The organism is Fructilactobacillus fructivorans (genome assembly GCF_000814735.1).
GTDB lineage: Bacteria > Bacillota > Bacilli > Lactobacillales > Lactobacillaceae > Fructilactobacillus > Fructilactobacillus fructivorans.
This window is the reverse complement of sequence record NZ_JOJZ01000009.1, coordinates 125,518-145,750: the sequence shown is the minus strand read 5'-3', so window position 1 is coordinate 145,750 and position 20,233 is coordinate 125,518. Positions and strand designations below refer to the sequence as shown.

17 protein-coding genes are annotated in these 20,233 nt (G+C 41.8%); 8 read left to right on the top strand and 9 right to left on the bottom strand.

Annotation, left to right across the window (positions count from 1 at the left end):
- Window positions 1-55: 55 nt before the first annotated feature.
- Window positions 56-1,003, bottom strand: a complete 948-nt coding sequence (locus tag LfDm3_RS01335) for an NAD(P)H-dependent flavin oxidoreductase (RefSeq protein WP_052236554.1) — start codon at window positions 1,001-1,003, stop codon at window positions 56-58.
- Between the two features lie 223 nt (window positions 1,004-1,226).
- On the opposite strand from LfDm3_RS01335, the gene LfDm3_RS01330 reads away from it, so the two are divergent.
- A complete protein-coding gene (locus tag LfDm3_RS01330; protein WP_225349295.1) occupies window positions 1,227-2,141 on the top strand; it encodes an alpha/beta hydrolase in 915 nt (304 codons plus the stop codon).
- A gap of 95 nt (window positions 2,142-2,236) precedes the next feature.
- The gene (locus tag LfDm3_RS01325; protein WP_039143350.1) at window positions 2,237-3,097 is read left to right on the top strand and encodes a MetQ/NlpA family ABC transporter substrate-binding protein; all 861 of its coding nucleotides are present in this window, start codon (window positions 2,237-2,239) and stop codon (window positions 3,095-3,097) included.
- Between the two features lie 348 nt (window positions 3,098-3,445).
- Here LfDm3_RS01325 and LfDm3_RS01320 read toward each other — a convergent pair whose 3' ends face one another.
- From LfDm3_RS01320 to guaB, 6 genes are all read right to left on the bottom strand, one after another.
- Window positions 3,446-4,444 carry a LacI family DNA-binding transcriptional regulator gene (locus LfDm3_RS01320; protein ID WP_039143347.1) on the bottom strand — a complete coding sequence of 333 codons (999 nt, stop codon included), beginning with the start codon at window positions 4,442-4,444 and terminating at the stop codon, window positions 3,446-3,448.
- Window positions 4,445-5,550: 1,106 nt separating this feature from the next.
- A complete protein-coding gene (locus LfDm3_RS06905; RefSeq protein ID WP_225349294.1) occupies window positions 5,551-6,669 on the bottom strand; it encodes an acyltransferase family protein in 1,119 nt (372 codons plus the stop codon).
- Between the two features lie 5 nt (window positions 6,670-6,674).
- A complete protein-coding gene (locus LfDm3_RS06900) occupies window positions 6,675-7,421 on the bottom strand; it encodes an acyltransferase family protein (RefSeq protein ID WP_225349293.1) in 747 nt (248 codons plus the stop codon).
- Window positions 7,422-7,524: 103 nt separating this feature from the next.
- The gene (locus LfDm3_RS01310) at window positions 7,525-8,304 is read right to left on the bottom strand and encodes a hypothetical protein (RefSeq protein WP_156112329.1); all 780 of its coding nucleotides are present in this window, start codon (window positions 8,302-8,304) and stop codon (window positions 7,525-7,527) included.
- Between the two features lie 123 nt (window positions 8,305-8,427).
- Window positions 8,428-9,987 (bottom strand): glutamine-hydrolyzing GMP synthase, encoded by a 1,560-nt coding sequence (guaA, locus tag LfDm3_RS01305; RefSeq protein ID WP_039143341.1) that lies wholly within the window; start codon window positions 9,985-9,987, stop codon window positions 8,428-8,430.
- A 10-nt stretch (window positions 9,988-9,997) separates the two neighbouring features.
- Window positions 9,998-11,140 (bottom strand): IMP dehydrogenase, encoded by a 1,143-nt coding sequence (guaB, locus tag LfDm3_RS01300; RefSeq protein ID WP_039143339.1) that lies wholly within the window; start codon window positions 11,138-11,140, stop codon window positions 9,998-10,000.
- Between the two features lie 236 nt (window positions 11,141-11,376).
- Here guaB and hisS point away from each other — a divergent pair, with 236 nt between their 5' ends.
- From hisS to LfDm3_RS01285, 3 genes are all read left to right on the top strand, one after another.
- A complete protein-coding gene (hisS, locus tag LfDm3_RS01295) occupies window positions 11,377-12,567 on the top strand; it encodes a histidine--tRNA ligase (RefSeq protein WP_039143337.1) in 1,191 nt (396 codons plus the stop codon).
- A gap of 63 nt (window positions 12,568-12,630) precedes the next feature.
- Entirely contained in the window at window positions 12,631-14,091 is a 1,461-nt protein-coding gene (locus LfDm3_RS01290; protein ID WP_010022351.1) for an amino acid permease, read from the top strand.
- Between the two features lie 154 nt (window positions 14,092-14,245).
- Window positions 14,246-14,899: a VTT domain-containing protein gene (locus LfDm3_RS01285; RefSeq protein WP_039143332.1), complete on the top strand. Its 654-nt coding sequence runs from the start codon at window positions 14,246-14,248 to the stop codon at window positions 14,897-14,899.
- A gap of 50 nt (window positions 14,900-14,949) precedes the next feature.
- On the opposite strand, the gene xylB is transcribed toward LfDm3_RS01285, so the two are convergent.
- Window positions 14,950-16,446, bottom strand: a complete 1,497-nt coding sequence (gene xylB / locus LfDm3_RS01280) for a xylulokinase (RefSeq protein ID WP_039143329.1) — start codon at window positions 16,444-16,446, stop codon at window positions 14,950-14,952.
- A 146-nt stretch (window positions 16,447-16,592) separates the two neighbouring features.
- Window positions 16,593-18,149: a ClC family H(+)/Cl(-) exchange transporter gene (locus LfDm3_RS01275; RefSeq protein ID WP_039143762.1), complete on the bottom strand. Its 1,557-nt coding sequence runs from the start codon at window positions 18,147-18,149 to the stop codon at window positions 16,593-16,595.
- Between the two features lie 103 nt (window positions 18,150-18,252).
- Here LfDm3_RS01275 and LfDm3_RS06660 point away from each other — a divergent pair, with 103 nt between their 5' ends.
- The 3 genes from LfDm3_RS06660 to LfDm3_RS01260 all read left to right on the top strand — a co-directional run bounded on the left by LfDm3_RS06660 (window position 18,253) and on the right by LfDm3_RS01260 (window position 20,065).
- The gene (locus LfDm3_RS06660) at window positions 18,253-18,699 is read left to right on the top strand and encodes a hypothetical protein (protein ID WP_052236553.1); all 447 of its coding nucleotides are present in this window, start codon (window positions 18,253-18,255) and stop codon (window positions 18,697-18,699) included.
- A 258-nt stretch (window positions 18,700-18,957) separates the two neighbouring features.
- Window positions 18,958-19,311 (top strand): hypothetical protein, encoded by a 354-nt coding sequence (locus LfDm3_RS01265; RefSeq protein ID WP_156112328.1) that lies wholly within the window; start codon window positions 18,958-18,960, stop codon window positions 19,309-19,311.
- 34 nt (window positions 19,312-19,345) lie between these two features.
- The gene (locus LfDm3_RS01260; protein ID WP_039143324.1) at window positions 19,346-20,065 is read left to right on the top strand and encodes a Panacea domain-containing protein; all 720 of its coding nucleotides are present in this window, start codon (window positions 19,346-19,348) and stop codon (window positions 20,063-20,065) included.
- Window positions 20,066-20,233 lie beyond the last annotated feature (168 nt).

Sequence of the window (20,233 nt, the reverse complement as noted above, 5' to 3'; positions counted from 1 at the left end):
ACAAAAAAGACTTCAAATGACTTTTAACAAGCCAATTTGAAGTCTTTTTTATTATTTAATTTTCAAAATCTTGCATCATTTCATCCACCACTTCTTTGACACTCTTAATGTCATGGATGTCGTTGATTCCAACGTCGATGGAGATCACCCCATCATCCAGTTTGCCGTCAAGCATGGCGGGTCGAACCCCACCAGCCTCACGAGTTTGCTGATAGGTATCCTTAACACCGTTGTTAAATTCCTTGGCCCACTTGTCAGCCATTGGGTTCTTGATTGAACGTTGGTTAGGTGAAACAAGGACAACGTCATCAACCGTGGAGTCGATGATCTTTTGTTTAGCGGCGTATGAAGTCCGGTTTTCGTCGGTTACGATAAACCGCGTTCCGACGTAGACACCTTGAGCACCGAGGGCAAAGGCAGCTCGTACACCCCGAACGTCCATGATACCACCAGCGCCAACAACGGGGATGGAAACGGCGTCCACAATTCGTGGAATGGTAGTGAAAGTCCCAAGTCCAGTAGTTGGGATAATGCCTCCCTCGTCGTAACCAGTGGCAATTAAGATGTCGACACCGAGGGTTTCGGCCTTCTTGGCACCCTCAACCGACGGATTGAGTTCCCGAAAGATCAAGGTACTCCCAGAATCCTTGATTTCCTTAAATAACTTTGGATTAATGGCTCCAGATAAAATGAAGATTCGAACCCCAGCATCGAAAGCGGCCTTAAAGGTCTTGTCAGGATAGGCAAAGTCGTCTTCACTGTTTACGATCATGTTAACCGCGAACGGTTTGTCAGTGAGCTTCTTAGCCTCCGCAATCTGCTTCTTCAGCATTTCGGTGGCGTCCTGATCAGGACTCGTTTTACCAGCATTGGGGCCAAGTGTTCCCATTCCACCAGCGTTTGAGACGGCAGCTACGAACTTGGCGTCGGTCAACCAGTTTAATGAAGCTTGAATAATGGGATATTTAATTCCTAAAATCTTAGTAATTGGACTTGTTTTCAATTGAATGACTCCTTACTTATTATTAGTTAGTTATACATACACATTTTAGTAGAAAATGCATTAGAAGCAAACTAAAACGATTTGTGATTGATTGAATGACAGTTGAATTAATCTGTAACTTCCATTAGGGCCTGTGATGACCGTGGTTACGTTCCCTTCAAAAATCATTAGTCATTTGGTGAAGTGGAATCCTTATAATGAGCAGTATGTTAAAAGGGGCGAAATGATGAAAAAAGGAAAATTAAAGCGGTGGCACAAGGTTGTCATCGCACTTGTAATTATTGTTATTATCTTGATTTTTTTGGGAACCTACTTTCTATTTAACTTCGCGTTCAAGCGAGGTGGATACAGTACCCAAGTCGGCGAGAAGGTGAATACAACCTGGATCAAAAAACAAAATCCGCAGGTTTGGCACCAGACTAACAAGAGTGGGTTGAAGCTAACGGCGTACTACTTGCCCGCTAAAACAACCACCAATAAAACGATGATCGTGGTTCATGGCTACGGGAGTACGGGACACAAGATGAATAACTACATTCGGATGTTCCACGATGATGGTTACAACGTGCTGGCACCGGATGATGAATCGTTTGGTCGCAGTCAGGGAGAGTACGCTGGCTATGGCTGGAAAGATCGTTCTGACATCGTGACCTGGATGAACATGATCAACCAGAAAATGCCAACTGGTAGGCTGGGAATGTTTGGGATTAGTATGGGCGCCGCGGCCGTGTTGTTCACGCTGCCAAAGGCTCCCCATAACGTTGACTTTGCGATTGCCGACTGTGGCTACAACAGTATCTACGACGAGTTAAAATACGAACTCGGCACATTATTCCATCTGCCGACTTTCCCAATCCTGCCGATTGCCAGGATTTACGGTAACGTCTTCGCCAAGTATGATTTTTACGCTGCCAATACGAAACAGACGCTGGCTCACAACAAAATTCCGCTTTTCATCATCCATGGAAATGCGGACAAGTTTGTTCCCGTAAAAGACGCGTACATTAACTACCAAAATGATCATGGTCCGAAGCGGTTGTGGATTGTGAACCATGCGACGCATGCGGATTCCTTCAACAAAGAAGGCCATGTGTACGTGAAAAAGACCAGGGCGTTTTCGGAACAGTACTTTAAGTAGGACTTGGAAATGAAAAAAATCAAAGTAATTAATTGATTTAACGCTAATAATGTGTTTGAGTGATGATAATTAATGAAGTATAGAGGAGGTCAGGGATGAGAAGAATATGGAAATGGATCGTTGGGATTGCGATTGTTTTAGTCGTCGTCGGACTTGGTGCATATCAGTTTGGGTACAAACCCGCTCAGTCGCCCAAAACCGTCACCCTAGGTTCATATGGTCCTGATACTCAGGTATGGGAATACATTGCCAAACTACCTGAAACCAAGAAAGTCGGAATTAATTTACAGGTCAAAGACTTTTCTGATGGTGTAAGCTTGAACAAGGCTACCGTTGAGGGTCAGGTTGACGTGAATGCCTTTCAGATGGAAAGTTATTTGAAATACTTTAATCAAAATAACAAGAAGGGCAAACTGGCGGTTCTAGGGACCACTTATCTTGAACCAATGGGACTCTATTCTAACCGGTATAAGTCCGTCAATGCGATTCCCGATAAGTCGACGATTGCGATTTCTAGTAATCCGGCCAACACGGCTCGTAGTTTAAAACTCCTCCAGAGTGCTGGTTTGATTAAGTTGGGTGGAGAACCCAAGAATGGGCTTTATCAACCCAGAAACGTGACGGACAATCGCAAGGATTTGAAGTTCCGTGAGGTTGATGACCACACGGGTCCACGTCTGTTGAATGATAAAACCGTTGCGGCCGTCGTTATTGGCAACACTATGGCACTTCAAAGTAACCTGAACGTGAAAAAGGATGCCATTTATCATGAACAACTGAATGAGGACACCAAGGGTAACATTAATGTAATTGCTACGAACGCTAAGAACAAGAATGATCCTAACTACAAGAAGTTAGTGAAGTTATATCACAGTAAGCCAGCGCAGAAGTACATTAAACAGAAGTTTCATGGAACCAAAATTGATGTAAATAAACCAGCCAGTTATTTTAACTAGCAGGGCTAAACGGGACTAAGGAGAGGTTAAATGCTCCTTGGTCCTTTTTTGTGGTTAAAAAATATGAATAATCACAAGAAGTTTCGTAAACGGTTAACTAGTGATGAAATATAAGTTAAACATTGAAAATGATGCGTTATTTTCACAAGTATGCCACAGAAGGGGTGAAGAAAGGCGTATTTTCCGTGTTATTCTTTAGACACTCCAAAACATATTGCTTTCACAACGCTTTTCTTACTTCTGGAGACACATAGCTTCACACTCCCCAAAATGCCACTTAGTAATAAGTGGCATTTTTGTTTGGAAAATAAAGACCGATTAAGTGATTAACTTAATCGGTCTTAAATGTTATTCAAACGTAGCATGAACCATGTAGCGCTTTTTATTTAGATCCACTCGCTTGTTGATGATATCGTACATCAGTTGAGCGGAGTATTTTCCCATTTTGTACGCATCCGTTCGGATACATTTGGTACGTGGGTTAATTAAATTAACGATCTTAGAACTCACAAAGCCCGTGATATTTGGAATTTTTTCTTTATCAATCACGTTGTTTCGCAGTAATCGTGGCAGAAGGTGCAGTAACCATTGTTCCGTAAGGCAGAAGATTAAACTGTTGGGCTGGCGTTTCAACTCTCTCACGATCTCATGGTAGGCCTGATTTAAGGACGTCTTGGAGTGACCCGGTTTGACAATGGTAATATCAGGTTCGGGGTACACGTATTTAATTCCTGCAATTCGTTCCCGAACTACCTTCATTTCACTTTCAGCGTTGGTAACCAGAATTAACTTCTGAATGCCTAGGTTATTTTTAAAAAAGGAGCCAGCTTTTTGGGCAATCTCAAAGTTGTTGGCAACGATGTTGTAGAAGAAGCCGTCATTAATCGATTTGTCGGCTAGGATGACCGGAAAGCGTGGCTTTAGTAGTTCGGCAATGTCCTTAATGTGTTCGTTGACAGGATGAATGATGGCGCCCCTAATCAGACTCGTATCCAGAGAGAGAAAGAGGTCCCGCTCGTTTTTGTATTTACTGGCGGAATTGATTAGTAACGGAATGTACTTATACTTTGATAATTGGTCTTGAATCCCCTCAAACATCCGAATCGAGAAGGGATCTTCAATATCAGAGACACCTACCGCAATGATACTCCCACTGTCATTTTGGCAACTGAGTCGACGAGCCATTGAGTTCGGCACATACCCGAGATGACTAATGGATCTTTTGATCCGATTCGCCGTATTCTTGGACATCGAATTCAAATGGTTATTTAAGAACCGTGAAACGGTTGCTGTCGACACATTGGCATGCCTGGCAACGTCAGTAATGGTGACACGTTTCTTGTTCATTTTTCACTTCCTCAATTTATTTCATAAATGATTACATAAAAATATCATATCCAATAAAATTATAAAAAGCAAAATGTTATTACATAATACTTAGATTAATCATAAGAATTTGAAACAAATTGAGTAAACGGTTAACCACTTACGTATTTAGGTATTGGATAGTGAAAACGGCTCATTTTCATTGTTACAGATTAAAAGTGGGACAAATGGCGGTCTAGAGCGGTTAAGAGGCATTCTTACTTGTAGAATTCCTGAAATTTCTTATTGGTTTACAACTTGACCGCCGTGTATCGCTGAAGGTGCAATGTTAACGAGAGAAACGAGGAGGTTGACTTGTGAAATTTATATGGGATTTTAAATAATTTGGGCAAACGGTTAACTATAGGCGGAGTAGTAATTTACTGCGCAAAAAGGGTCTGATTTGTGAAAATAAATTGTAAAATGGGACCGTACTAGCGATTTCATTCTCTATAATTATAGATAAATCAACCAAGAGAAGGTGTAAGCGATGGGCAGAGGATAGCTTCATGAAACGTTAAAAATTCCATGAATTCAGCAACGAACCAGAGAAAATAGACGGTTATACTTATGAGAAAACCGTGAGTATTCATTATGTAGCTTCCAAAACAAATAATTAAAAGATCAATACTTTAAAACAAACTAGTTCCTAAATGTGGTTACAAGTGTGAGGGATAAAACATAAATAAGTAGACAAACATATAAAAAGATCCTGGCGGTTTCTTTAATATCGAGTTAATTAATTTTAAGGGTGGGCTTTTCGGCGTTAATGCTTGTACGCATGACTAGTGAGTAAGTAAAACTCGTGATGGTTTCCTCTCTGCAAGGGGATGGAGGGAAATAAAACAATTTGACGAAGATCATCATTCTCAAGTTGCTTCTTTAAAAGCAGATCTCATTCATAAAAACACTCCCAGAAAATTGTGAGATTTGTCATTAAAAATTTCAAACGCATTGACGGTTTAGTTAATAACGTTGGTATGCAGAGGAGAAACAATCCGAGTACTAGTACGTAATGGTTTAAAGTATGAGAACTTAAAAGAGAGACCTTGTCATGACAAGGTCCCTCTTTTTTTACTAATAATATTTTATTTAATGGCGTGTTTTAAAACGTTCTGGGCCACAAAGGTGGCATACTTTGGAGCTCCTTGATTATTTGGATGAGCTTGGTCCGAATACAACCAGCTTGGATGTTGATTGATGTAATCGTTCCAGTCAATAATGTATAGATTCTTATATTTCTTTTGCGAGTCCTTTAGCATGGCGTTTACTGAGTTTTGCCATGTTTCGGTTGGAATGTGAACATTAATCCAGAAGACATTTCGTTTTGGTCCGGCAATATCCATGATTTGTTTCATGGTTTCTGGAGAAATATTCCCGTTCGTTCCAAGTCCGATGACGACGTTTTTCCCTAGTAATCCCTGATTAGCTAAACTCTTAATGTCAGGAACCGCTGCAGCGGGTTGACGTGAAACTTGAGCGTCAATGTAAAAACGGGGAAAAATCTTCTGTAAATCATCATGTCCAGCTAACATAACGGAGTCACCAACTGCAGTCCCAGAGATGTTCTGTGCCTCCTTCACCTGGGCAGCCGTTAAGCCATTCTTTTCTAATTGACTTTGATCCTTGTTTGAACTTTTAACTTTTTTGCCACTCTTAATATCTTTAGCAAGATTCTTATTGTTTTCTTTTTCGGTTTTAGCATTTTTCTGAATTCGATTAGCAAGCTCCGTATGGTTAGCTTGCTTAGGATTAACGGTCGTTGACTGGAGGATTCCCACGCCACCAATGATGGCCAAAACGCCTAGAATAATCTCACGAATCCTAGTGTGACTCATGAAACGATATAGTTCACTAAAAAGTTGTTTGTAGTCGTATTTACCGAAGGGAACTTCCACAAAGCGATACGATAATTCTGAGATTCCAACGATCAGTAAAATTTCGACAACGGCGTATAGCAACTGATGATCAGCTACGTTTTTAAATTTATCTTCAAAAAAGATAAAGACGGGTAGTTGATAAACATAGATTTCATAGCTCCGTGATCCGATCCAGTCAAAGATCGGATTAGTCATGAGCCAGTTCCATTTTCCGATATTGGATAGGATGGCCCACATGATCAGGACCGTAAAGAGTGAAAATAGAACCATTCCACCGCGATAGAGGAATTTGGACTGAGCGCCAACGGTAAAAATGAGCCAGACCATACCAATCACACCGACCAGTCCAACAATGTCGAAGAAAATCTTTTGTCCCTGATCAGAGTTTTTAACCGTTCGACTGCTAGGCCAGCTCCTAATAGAATTGAGAACATCCGAGTATCAGTTCCATAATAGACACGGCTTGGATCAGTTCCAGGCTTGAATAGTACGGCCATGAGGATGGCCGACAAGATTGATAATCCAATGGCAACGAAAAATACGCTCTTTTTGTTTAAACGACCATGTTTGTTTTTATTGAAAAGGTACAAAAGGATGACGATAATTAAGGGCCAAATTAGGTAAAATTGACCTTCAATTGCTAACGTCCACAAGTGGGTGAACGGTGATTCTGATCCAGCAAAATTCTGAAAGTATGACTGTCCGTTAGCGATTTCGTACCAGTTATAGACGTACGCTAGGTTAGTAACCACGCTCTGCCATAGGTTTGCTAACAAGTTTCGTTGGAATAAAGTGATGTAAGTTGCCGTTGCAAATAACATTACGATCAGCGTTGGGTATAACCGTTTTAATCTTTTGTACCAAAAGTGACCGTACCGAAAGTGACCAGTTGATTGATATTCATTAATTAAATGGTCGGTAACTAAGTATCCTGATAGTGTTAAGAATACTGGAACCCCTAAATATCCACCACTGAAAATATTTTGATTAAGATGGTAGAGAATTACGCAGATAACTGCTAGGGCTCTCAGTCCTGTAAACCCAGTAATAAAACGATTCTTTGAAGTATTTGTTTCCATAATTAAAATTCCCTACTAATTAATAATTATTAAATTCCGACCAAAAAAGACTGCCAAACAACATTATTTGACAGTCTTTTCACTTATGGTTCATTAAGTTAATTTAGTGTCTAAAATGATGTGCTTTTCTTACGCGATACCAGACAAACGCACCAATGCCGACAATTAAAATGACAATTATGCCACCGATCATCCATGGGGTATGATCCCTTTTAGCTGATTTTTTTGTTCGATCGTCTTTTTTAGCTTGTTTGTCCTGCTTACTTTGCTTCTGATTGTTTTGCTGCTTTTGGGATTCTTGATTGGCTTGATTCTTTGAGTTATCTTGCTTTTTATTTTGTTGATTAGGTTGGTTCTGATTGACTTGCTTGTCAGTAGAATCAGCTTTGCCTTGGTTAGCGTTACTCTGCTTTCCGCTATTATCATCTCCATTGGTTTTGGCTCTGTCATTTGCGTTACCAGTCTGGGGATCGGATTTGGCATTGTTTGCCGGTGTTGTGGCATTTCCGCCTTGCCAAATACCTGTCTGGCCTGCTTGATTGAGTGGTTGATAAGCAATTGTGACCGTCATTGACTGGCCACCAGCTGGGTAGGTGTTGCCACCATTATCAGCTCGGTTACTTCCAGCGACATATCCTGGGATGTTAGGAACATCATTGGATAAATCAAGCATGCTGTTGGGAGCACCGTAAATGACTTTACTAGAACGGATTGGTTGTCCGGTTAGGGCGTTGACGTATTGAACAACAACACGTCCCTGAGCGGTACTCTCCGAAACGTTTGGATCAGCATGAACTGAGTTCGGATGGCTTATAAAGAATCCACCACTAAATAGAGTAGTACCAACTAAAAGTGAAAGGGCAATTTTTTTAATGTTCATCATAACCATCCTCGCTATGTATTTTGTTATAAAACCCAGAAGCCATTATACAACAAAATGGGGGGGTAACTAGAGCCAATAAAAAAGAATCATTTCCATTTATTTTGGAAATGATTCTTTTGATTTTTATTGATACTCAATTGTTGCCGGTGGCTTACCCGTAATGTCGTAAAGAACCCGATTGATTCCGGTTACTTCATCGACGATTCGTGATGAGACCTTACTCAAGACATCCCACGGAATTTCCGCAAATTCCGCAGTCATTCCGTCAACCGAGTTAACGGCACGAATATTAATAGCTTCATCATAGGTTCGTTCGTCGCCCATGACACCAACTGTCCGAATCCCAGGTAGGGCAGTGAAGTACTGCCAGACTTTCTTGTCAAGACCGGCTTTTTTAAACTCATCACGCAGGATTGCATCGGAGTCCCGCACTTTCTTTAATCGTTCAGGAGTCACATCACCGATAATTCTGATTGCAAGACCTGGACCTGGGAAGGGTTGACGCCAAACCATTTCGTCTGGCATGCCAAGCTTTTCACCAATTTCGCGAACTTCATCTTTGAACAACTTGTTTAAGGGTTCGATTAATTTGAATTTAAGGTCTTTAGGAAGACCACCAACGTTATGGTGAGATTTAATCGTCTGGGCGGTATCAGTTCCTGACTCAATGACATCCGTGTATAACGTTCCCTGAGCTAAGAAATCAACGTCCTTGAACTTGCGAGCTTCCTTTGAGAAGGTGTCGACAAAGTCTTTACCGATGATCTTACGTTTCTTTTCAGGGTCAGTCACACCCTTTAGCTGGGATAAAAATTCGTCACTTGCATCGACAAAATCAATGTTTAAGCCAAATTCATCTCCCAAAGTGTGTAAGACCTGTTGAGCTTCATTTTTACGTAACAGACCGTGATCCACGAAAACGGAGATCAACTGATCGCCAATGGCACGGTGTAATAGAACGGCAACCACACTGGAATCAACTCCACCGGAGAGACCCAGCAGGACTCGCTTGTCGCCGACTTCTTCCTTAATGTTCTCAATGGCATCATCAATGAAGTCATCCATGGACCAGTTGTCCTTAGCATGAGCAATGTCAAAGACAAAGTTGTGCAACATCTGATTGCCCTGCTTGGTTAGGTTAACTTCGGGATGGAATTGGACGGCGTAGATTCCCTTGTCGGGATCTTCCATGGCTGAAATGGCACACTGCTCACTAGTAGCGGTCACCCTAAAACCGTCTGGAACCTTGGTAACGAAGTCCCCATGACTCATTAAAACGGTTTGATCAGCATCAAGGCCCTTGAAAGTTCCAGAATCATTACTGGTAACTTTGATTTCAGCGGGACCGTACTGACTGTCGTTGGCGGTCGTTGTTTCGCCACCCTTTAAATCGTGGGCGAGTAGTTGCATTCCGTAACAGATTCCCAGAATCGGAATTTCCATGTTCAAGATCTCAGGATCGACGTCTAGGGCATCTTTGCCGTTCACACTATTGGGTCCACCAGAAAAGATGATTCCCTTTGGTGCGATCGCCTTTACTTCTTTGGCAGTGATGGTGTGTGGTTTTAGTTCTGAATAAACCCCCATGTCACGAATGCGACGGGTGATTAGTTGGTTGTATTGACTACCAAAGTCGAGAACTAAAATCTCATCATAATCACGTTTTTTTGTACCAGTTGCCATCAAATTCCTCCTACTTATCGATTGAATAGTTTGGTGCGGATTTGGTGATTTGCACATCGTGTGGATGTGATTCGCGTAGTCCTGCATTAGTAATTCTAACAAATTGAGCGTTATTAATTAAGTCGGAAATAGTGTGGGAACCGGTGTAGCCCATTCCAGAACGTAATCCTCCGGCAATCTGGAAGAGGACGGTTGAGACGTCCCCTTTATAAAGAGTTTGCCCCTCAATTCCTTCTGGAACGAGTTTCTTTTCTTCTTTAACCTTACCTTGGAAGTAACGGTCAGATGAGCCATTTTCCATGGCTGCAAGAGATCCCATACCACGATAGGCTTTGTACTTTTTACCGTCGGCACCCGTGTAAACGTCACCAGGGGCTTCGGTAGTCCCCGCTAGCATACTGCCAAGCATGACGGCACTACCACCAGCGGCGAGCGCTTTGACGATGTCACCGGTGTACTGCATTCCACCATCAACGATGATTTGTTTACCGTAATCAGCAGCGACTTGAGCAGCGTCGAAAGCGGCGGTGATTTGAGGAACCCCAACGCCAGCCACAATGCGAGTGGTACAGATTGAGCCAGGACCAATCCCGACCTTAGCAATGTCAACCCCAGCGTCAAAGAGGGCTTTAGCCCCCGCACCGGTAGCGATATTTCCAGCAATCAAGGTTTTGTCTGGAAACTTGCTTCTGATTTCAGCAATTTTATCCAGGACACCCTTGGAGTGACCGTGGGCGGTATCGATGATGACGGCATCTGCGCCAGCATCAAATAATAATTGAGTTCGATCGAAGGTATCATTGGTTACCCCAACGGCCCCCGCTACTAATAAATGACCATCGTCATCCACTGCAGCGTTGTCGCCGGTAACCTCAGCAGTTTTAACCGTTTTAACTTCGGCCGCTTGATCTTTTGCGCTCATGTTCTTGTGAACTACTCCTAGTCCACCATTTTGAGCCATTGCGATTGCCAAAGGTGCCTCTGTGACAGTATCCATACTTGCGCTTAGAACGGGTAGGTTAAGCTTTAAGTTCTTGCCTAAAGTCGTTCTTAAGTCAACTTGGTTTGGTAATACGTCACTTGCTGCAGGAATTAGAAGAACATCATCAAATGTTAATCCTTGTTTCCCGAATTTATAATTCCAATCCTTCATCGTACTCCTCCTATTGTTCAGTTTTTTATAAATTATTAATAGAATACCATAAAAAACGTTGGACTATCAATGATAACTCGAACAATTTTTATTTGGTTAACGTTAATCATATGTGGTTGTCAGCTGGTTGATTTATTTGAGGGGACAAGACATGCTAATTCAATAATGGTAAAATCTACGTATATATCTTTAGCATGGTTTTAAATGAAGTAATTTAATAGAAAGATGGGAAAATTATGGACGACAAATTTAAGAAAGTTAGAGGGATGTCAGACATTTTGCCTGACGAGACCAGTATTTGGCAACGAATTGAAGACACCGCACGCGACGTCTTTTCCAGATACGACTTTCATGAGATGCGAACCCCACTAGTTGAGAAGACCCCGGTCTTTACAAGGACTTCTGGTGATAGTTCGGATATCGTGACAAAACAGATGTATAGTTTTCAGGATAAAAGTGGGCGTGATATCTCACTTCGACCTGAAGGAACCGCTGGAGTGGTACGTTCGTTTGTTGAAAACAAGCTCTTTGGACCTGAACATCCCAAGCCCGTCAAGGTTTACTACATGGGTGCCATGTTTCGTTATGAACGTCCGGGAGCTACCCACAACCGGGAGTTTCATCAGATTGGTTGTGAATCGATTGGGGCCACAAGTCCACAAATTGACGCTGAGACGATTGCGTTAGCCCTCGACATTTTCAAAGGTGTGGATATTAACGATTTAAAAGTTGAGATTAACACTCTGGGTGACGAAGCGAGCCGCAAGCGTTACCATGATGTTTTAGTTGATTATTTCTCACAGTATAAGGATCAACTTAGTGACGATTCGAAACGGCGTTTACAACAAAACCCCCTGCGAATCCTTGATAGTAAGGACAAGGGTGACCAGAAGTTGGTGGCTGATGCCCCGAAACTGGAAGACAGTCTGACCGACGAATCGAAGCAGTATTTCACTGACGTCTTGTCCGCTTTGGATGCCCTAGACATCCCGTACACCGTTGACGATCGGTTAGTTCGCGGTCTAGATTACTACACGGACACGGTCTTTGAAATCATGGCAAAGGATCCTAGTTTTGGTGATGATTACACCACCATCTGTGCCGGTGGTCGTTACAACCACATGGTGGAAGAATTCGGGGGACCCGAAAATACCGGTGGCGTTGGGTTTGCCTTTGGTGAAGAACGATTGGCAACGATTGTAAATTCTAACGACGACAGTAATGCCATTGATTATTTCATTGCGACCGACGTTAAAAATAAGGATAGTAAAGCCAAGAATCAGATCCTTGATGAGGCGCTTAAGAAGGCGGAGGAGTTACGAAATGACGGCAACTCCGTTGAGGTTAATTTCCAGAGTCGCAGCATGAAGAGTCAGATTAAAGAAGCTAAAAAATTAAATAGTAAGAACATTATAAGACTTGAGTAATTAGAAACGAGGGCGAATTTGATCGCCTTTTTCTTTTAACTCCATATTGAAAGAAGTGAGGATTTGAGTAATAAAAAAGAAAAGATCGGGACGGTCGGTCTGACGGCGTTCGTATTATCCGCGATGGTTGGTGGTGGTATCTATGATTTGCCACAGAACATGGCGCTCCATGCCGGAGCAATTGCCCAAATCATCGCTTGGGCCCTGTCAGGACTGATTATCTGGTTCATCGTACGTTCGTTTATGACACTGTCAGAAGTTCGGCCCCAATTTACCACTGGGCTATACCATTATGCCCACGCTGGCTTTGGAAACTTTACCGCGTTCTTTGTAAGCTGGGGTTATTGGATCTGTCAATCGTTTGCCGTGGCTGCGTACTCGGTGCTACTGATGTCGACGTTAAACGCGTTTTGGCCCGGAACATTTACCGGTGGAAATAACTGGATCTCTATTTTAGGTGGAACGATTGTGTTGTGGCTGATGACCTACCTGATCCTGAAGGGGATTCGGGTTACTAGTCACGTGGACGTCTTTGGGACAATCTGTATGTTGACGATTGTGGCCATCTTTATCATTACCATGATCGTGGTCTTTAATTGGCATGCTTTTACCACGAATATGTTTGCTGCTCAAACATTGCCGAAGGTCAACGATAAAGCCATGGGCGGTCTCTTTTCCCAGGTTCGAAACGCCATGATGACCACTATGTGGGTCTTCTCTGGAGTTGAGGGTGCCGTGGTTCTTTCAAGTAACGCCAAGAGTCAAAAGGACGTTCGTCAAGCCACCAAGTATGGTTTCTTGATTTGTTTGGTACTGTACGCCTTGGTATCAATCCTGCCACTTGGCTTACGGAGTTATGGTCAGATTGCGAACCTGCAGAGTCCTTCAACCGGGGCTTTGATGCAGATCGTTTTGGGACCACTAGGACGATTAATCATCACCTTTGGGGTAATCGTGGCCGTCTTATCAAGTTGGTTAACGTGGGTCTTGGTCTTATCCGAAATGCCACGGGCGGCTTCCATGGACGGAACCTTCCCGAAGTTCTTTAGAAAGATGGGAAAGAACAACGTTCCGATTCACTCATTGTTCATGACGGTCTTAGTCATTCAGTTGATCATCATCTTTACCCACTTTGCGGGTAGAGCCTTCAACTTTACGTTGACAATCGTTGGAACGATGACGGTTCCACCATACTTGATTTCGATGATGTACCTGTTCAAGATCAGTCGAAATGAGAAGACGTTTAATCCAACTGGCAACAAGATTTCCGTCTCGAGAAAGAGTGCCTACTTCGTTTCCGCACTCGCAATCCTTGGAACTCTATTTATGGGGTATGCTGCTGGGCTTGAGTACATGACAATTGCCTTTGTGATCTATGCAATTGGGATTCCGTTGTTTATGTACGCTAGAAAGCAGTACGCACCCGACCAGCCAATCTTTGGAAAGTACGAACGTTACTTTGCCATTGGAATTTTGATTGTGGCCGTTATCGGTGTGATTTTGCTGATTCAACCAAAACTATAAAACTAAATTGAAAGGGACGATTGAATCAAATCAATCGTCCCTTTTTCTATTCATTAATTTTAGTTTAAATGACGTACGTAAAGCCGCATATAACTATCCTTGCTTTGAGCGTTTTGGTAAGATTATAAAATAACTAATTAAGTGGGGATTAAAGATGAGTTTTTTAATTGATTTTGTGCTTCACATTGACCACCACCTGGTTACCCTTGTTAACGTGTTTGGTAATTGGACTTATTTAATATTGTTTGCAGTCATTTTCATTGAGACCGGAGCCGTGATTATGCCCTTCTTGCCGGGCGATTCACTGTTGTTTGCTGCGGCGGCATTAGCGGCCGCCAGTACCAATGATCTAAACATCTGGATCTTCGTGATTCTGTTTTTCCTAGCTTCGGCACTGGGCGACTCGCTTGATTTCTTTTTGGGTCGGAAAGTTGGAATGGCAATTACTGACAACAAGTATCTCAGCCGTTTTATTAAGCCAAAGGACTTCGAAAAAGCCCATCATTTTTTTGATAAATATGGATCGTGGGCAATCTTGCTGGGACGATTCATGCCAATTGTGCGGACGTTTGTCCCGTTTGTAGCCGCCAGCAGTGACTACAGCTACCAAAAGTTCGTTAAATATAATGTGAGTGCCTGTGTGGCTTGGGTTGTACTTTGTTGCGGTGGTGGATATTTCTTTGGCAACATTCCATTCGTGAAAGATCACTTCTCGGCGGTAATCCTGACGATTATCTTGATTACGTTGTTACCTGCCATCATTGGTGTCATTAAAACTCGTTTCATTAGTAAAAAGGACGAAGCCTAGGGCTTCGTCCTTTTATTTTCCAATCGAATGAGTTAGGGACTGAACTTGAATTAACGGAAATTCCGCAGCTCATGACTAATCTTTTTGGTTTGAGGATAAATTTGTTGATAAATTTTGAAAAGTTTGGCGTATTTATCAGCGTTAGCCTGGATTGGTTCGTAAGTCTTGCCGAACTTGATGAACTGATCAGCACAGGCAGGGAAACCGGTGAACCAACCGAGTCCAACGGCTGCGATCATGGCCGCTCCGATGCCAGGACCCTGCTCGTTCTTTAGTGTTGTGACTGGCTTATCGAAGATGTCAGCTTGGATTTGCGTCCAGACCGCACTTTTAGCTCCGCCACCAATGGAAGTGACGTGGTCAATCGTGGCACCTATTTCGTCATAAATGGTTAAGATGTCTTTTAGACTGAAGGTAATGCCCTCCATGACCGCACGGGTAAAGTCGCGTCGTACCTGGGTCCGATCAATGCCAACGAAGCTTCCTCGAATCTGAGAGTCAGCGTGGGGCATTCGTTCTCCGGCAATGTAGGGTGTAAACAGGAGACCGTTTGCCCCGATCGGTGAATTGCCAGCCTCATCGGTCATTTCGGTGAAGTCTTCATCTGGGACAAAGGTATTTTTATACCAAGTGAGGGAATCGCCGGCAGCCAGCGTGACACCCATAGAATAGTAGGTGTTTGGAATTGAGTGATCTTCCATTTGAAGGCGTCCACCGTAATCGGTAGAGAGATCAACTTCATGATGGAGAACCACCCCAGACGTTCCCACACTGACCAGGGCGTTATTCGGCGACATGATGCCCGCACCAACGGCTCCAGCGGAGTTGTCAGCGGCACCGCCGTAAACTTTGGTAATGGTCGACATGTCGGCTTCGTCGGCAAAGTCTGGGATGACATTTCCAGCGTAATCAATGGATTGGATCAGTGGTGGGAGAATCTTTTCGGGAATTCCCAGGACCTGACAGATTTCTAAACTCCACTTGTTGTCGTGGATGTCTAGAAGGGTGGTTCCAGTGGCGTCGGAGAAGTCAACCGCGATGTTTCCGGTCATCTTAAAGCGCAGGTAGTCCTTTGGTAGTAGAAAGGTTTTTACTTTGGCCCAGTTCTCGGGTTCGTTTTCCTTGACCCAGAGCAGTTTGGTGATTGTAAAGCCCTCCAGTGGTTGATTACCCGTTATTTCAACGAACCGTTTGCCCAGTTTATCTTCAATTTCTTTTCGTTGTTTGGTGGTTCGGGTATCATTCCACAAAATGGCGGGACGGATGACATGATTATTTTTATCTAATAAGACGAGACCATGCATCTGACCCGAAAAACTAGCTCCACTGATGGAGACCGGATCCACGTTATCATCATTGACTAATTTTCTGATGGCAGCGATCGTGCCATTAACCCAATCGTTGGGGTTTTGTTCACTCCAACCCGGTTGCGGCTGTGGATTGGGATACGACGTTGATTCTTGTCCCACGATGTCACCCAGTTTGTTGACCGCTGTGACTTTAACCGATCCCGTTCCGAGGTCGATTCCTAAAACGTTCTTTTCCATGTGTGCACCAACTTTCGTAAATGTTCTTGTAGTTGCTTCATTAATTTAAGATTAGCAGGTTATGTAATCGTTTTCAATGAATATTCATTTAATGTGAAAGAAACAAAAAAACAACCAATCGGATGATTAGTTGTTAAAAGAAATTATTATTCATCAATCTCCATCGCCATCTTTACCAGCTGTTTCTTAACTGGTCCCACGGCATCCCGATGTGCTAGGACAATCAAAGTGTCGCCGGCTTTAATCTTGGTGTTGCCATTGGGAATAATGTGCAGATTACCACGACTGATCGTGATGAGAATGGAGTTTTCTGGCCATTTTACGTTTTTGACCAGTTTATTTTCAATTGAACTAAATTCGTAGACGGGTACCTGAATCCTGTCCGTCTTGCTGTCAGCATTGAAGTACGTCTTGATGGCAGTCAGCCGTTCGGCCAAGGCTTGATAGATTGGTTGACCACCCATCATATCGACCACGACGTAGGAAACCAAGACCACGAGCGCTAACGCCATGAAGTTCTTGGTATTACCCACGAGTTCGGTAATCAGCATGATTGAAGTGAACGGAGCCTTACTAACGGCCGCAAAATAACCGGCCATCCCAAAAATCAGAAGATTATTGACGTATCCAGCTCCCAGCAGTCCTGATTGTGACATGAAGCCACCATATGCGGCTCCAATTAGTGATCCGACGGCAAGAACCGGCATGAAGAAGCCACCTGGAATCCCAGCGCCGTACGTAATTAAACCAAAGACAAACCGAACGATTAGGAAGACAAAGATGGCGGTCAATGGAACGTTATGAGTGGCCACTGTCATGATGACCCGACTACCACTTCCAATCGTGGTCGGGAAGAACATTCCAATGGGAATGACCATTAAGATCGGGATGGCACACATGAAGTACCAGGGAATGATTTTAATTTTGGCGAACCATTTGGGAAGATCCAGCAGGCCTAAATTATAGACGTAACCTAGTACACCCAGAATAATTCCTAGAATGATCAGCTGCCAGTAGTTCTGGAGCTGAAAAGTGTGACTGTAAAAAATGGGAAGGATAGGTTTTAGCCCAAAGACTTTCAACGAAACAAAGTTCGCACAGATTGACCCAGTCAGTGACGAGAGCCAGACGGCTGGTGAAAAGTTCCGGTAGACGCCTTCCATGACGAAGAACGTCCCGGCTAGTGGGGCACTAAAAGTCGCCGAAAGTCCGGCGGCAGCTCCGGTCGCAATCATGAGCCGACGTTCAGAGCCGACCTCCTTGAATCCCTGAGCGACTCCTTGACCGATAGCACCACCTAATTGAACGGATGGACCTTCTCGACCTAAGAAGATCCCGGTTCCGACGGTTAGAACTCCTGTAACAAACTTCCGCCATAGAATCGAAACCCAGTTGGTTTCAATGTTTCCAGCTAATTGAGCTTCTACTTGGGGGATTCCGGAACCCTTGACGTCAGGATCACCTTTCATGATGAGTCCCGTGACGATTGAGATCAGTAAGAAGAAAGGAATCACGAACCACAGTAGGTTAAGGTTGTGATCAAGACCATTGTAAATGATTAAAGACCATTTAAGTGCCACTTGGATTAGGTAACGAAAGGACGCAATGACGGCTCCCGTTAGAATTCCAATGATGGTCGCAAAGAGGACGTATCTTAAATCTGAAAAATCGATGTGATGTGTGCGTTTTGCCAAACTTTTCATCTCCATTAAGCAATTACATTAATTGTATCACGATTATTTTTACCAAATGGATTCGATTTTCATGTAAAATGGAAGTATAAAGATGAATTAGATGGAGGAATTTATGAAGAAATCAGATGTTGTTCAAAAGTTAGACTTCTTGTATGTTTTAACGCTTATAATTGCGATCGTTGAAACGGTCTTGTTATTCCCAATCCTTGGTGGAATCATTATCGTAAGTATGCTTTGGGTTCCATTACTAGTCCTATTGGGACTTTACATTACCTGTTTTATTATCAGCTCCCAGATGGTGAGTTCTTTAGATGATGGCAAGGTTCGTTCTGATATGTTAAGCATCAAGCCCAAATTCATCGTTGGGATTATCCTGTCGGTAGTAGCGGTGATTCCAATTGTGGGATGGGTTTCACATATCATCATGGCAATCATTATGTGGCAAGTCTTCACTAATATTAGTACGCTCAAGACTGATTTAATCGATAATGATGAGTCTAATGGGGAATGGAAAGACGTTACTCCTGATTCTGAGAAAGATAAAAATACGGAAAAATAATTTATTTATTAAAATAAACTTATTATTCATTTACATGATTTTTATACTGATTTTTCCAATAGTTATTATCCAACTCAGAATGTACATGAAAATTTAAATCTAAAGAAACGTCCTGTTATTACTGCTTTTGAGGATGATGAATTTAAAATTAAATTTTTGCCAGAGTATAGAAAAGGATTAATTAATTTTGAAATTTATAAAATTGATCCATATCTTGATAAATTTCAATTGAATGAAGGAATTCTAATAGAATGAAGAGTGAAAGCAAAAGATTCAATGCTTAATAAACTTGCTTCGTATTATCGCAAATCAAAAGATTGTAATCAGAACTTTTACGTTTATAAATGTTTAAATGATTTATTTGGTGCCAGAATTGTATTGCCAGGGATTGAAGATATTAGTTCTAATGTGTTTTATGCTCTTGAAACGCTAAAAAGTAATGGTATTATAAGCAGATATTATTTGAGAAATGACGGTAATTATTGTGGAATTCATTGTTATTTGCAGTTCGATAATCGACATCTAACGTGGGAATTGCAGATTTGGGATAAATCTAATGCACAAAAAAATAGAGCAGAACATGGACGACATGAGAGAGAAAAATTACAGTAATTGAGTATTAAGTTAAAAAGGGGGGAGATATACTATGTATATTCATTTAATTGTTTATTCAAGAATTAGTGGAAAAAAGTTTGCTTATCAGTATGTAACAAAAAATGTAAAACAGCTATCTAAAATTAGAAAACTCATTCTTGAAAATGCAGAAAAATGTGATAATTATGATTTTAGTATGCATACTTTACAAACTGATGAAAATTCATTTGAATCAGTTGTAAAATTAGATCCATATTTTAAAGACTCAACGGTTTTTACTGATATTGAATCATTCTTTAAAAGTTTGAATGATTCTTCTAAATTAACGGCACTAGATGTTGGAAGCTATTTGTTACGTAAATTTAGTTTAAACAGTTTTCCCCTTCAAAAGATTTTGTATTATATATATGCAGATTATTTGGAACAATTTAAAGAACCACTTTTTGAAGCAAAATTTGAAGCATGGAACCATGGTCCAGTAGAACATGATGTGTACACAAAGTATAAACATGATCAACCAAAATTATTGAAAAGTGTTGCATTTGAACAAAAGATTTCTAACAGTTCAAATCAAATAGATTTAATTCGTTTTATAAATTCTGAAGAAATTAAATATGCTCCTTACTATGGTGAGGATGCGTGGGAATCTAACGATAAAAATTTGACACACAAGGCAAATACACCTTGGTCTAGAGCCCGTGATCGTGATGACAATAATGAAAATATAACTGATGAAGATATACTGAATTATCATTACATTGAAAAAGCCTGATTAATAGTTTTATATTTATACGAGAAAGGATACACTTATGGGTTTTCATAAGTGTATTTTTATTTACATTAATTTTTCACTAAACATCATATTTTTTGTGTCATTGTATTTTACATACATTAAGATAGTAAGTAGACGTGACAATTTATTTTAAAAGTCCTAATTAGA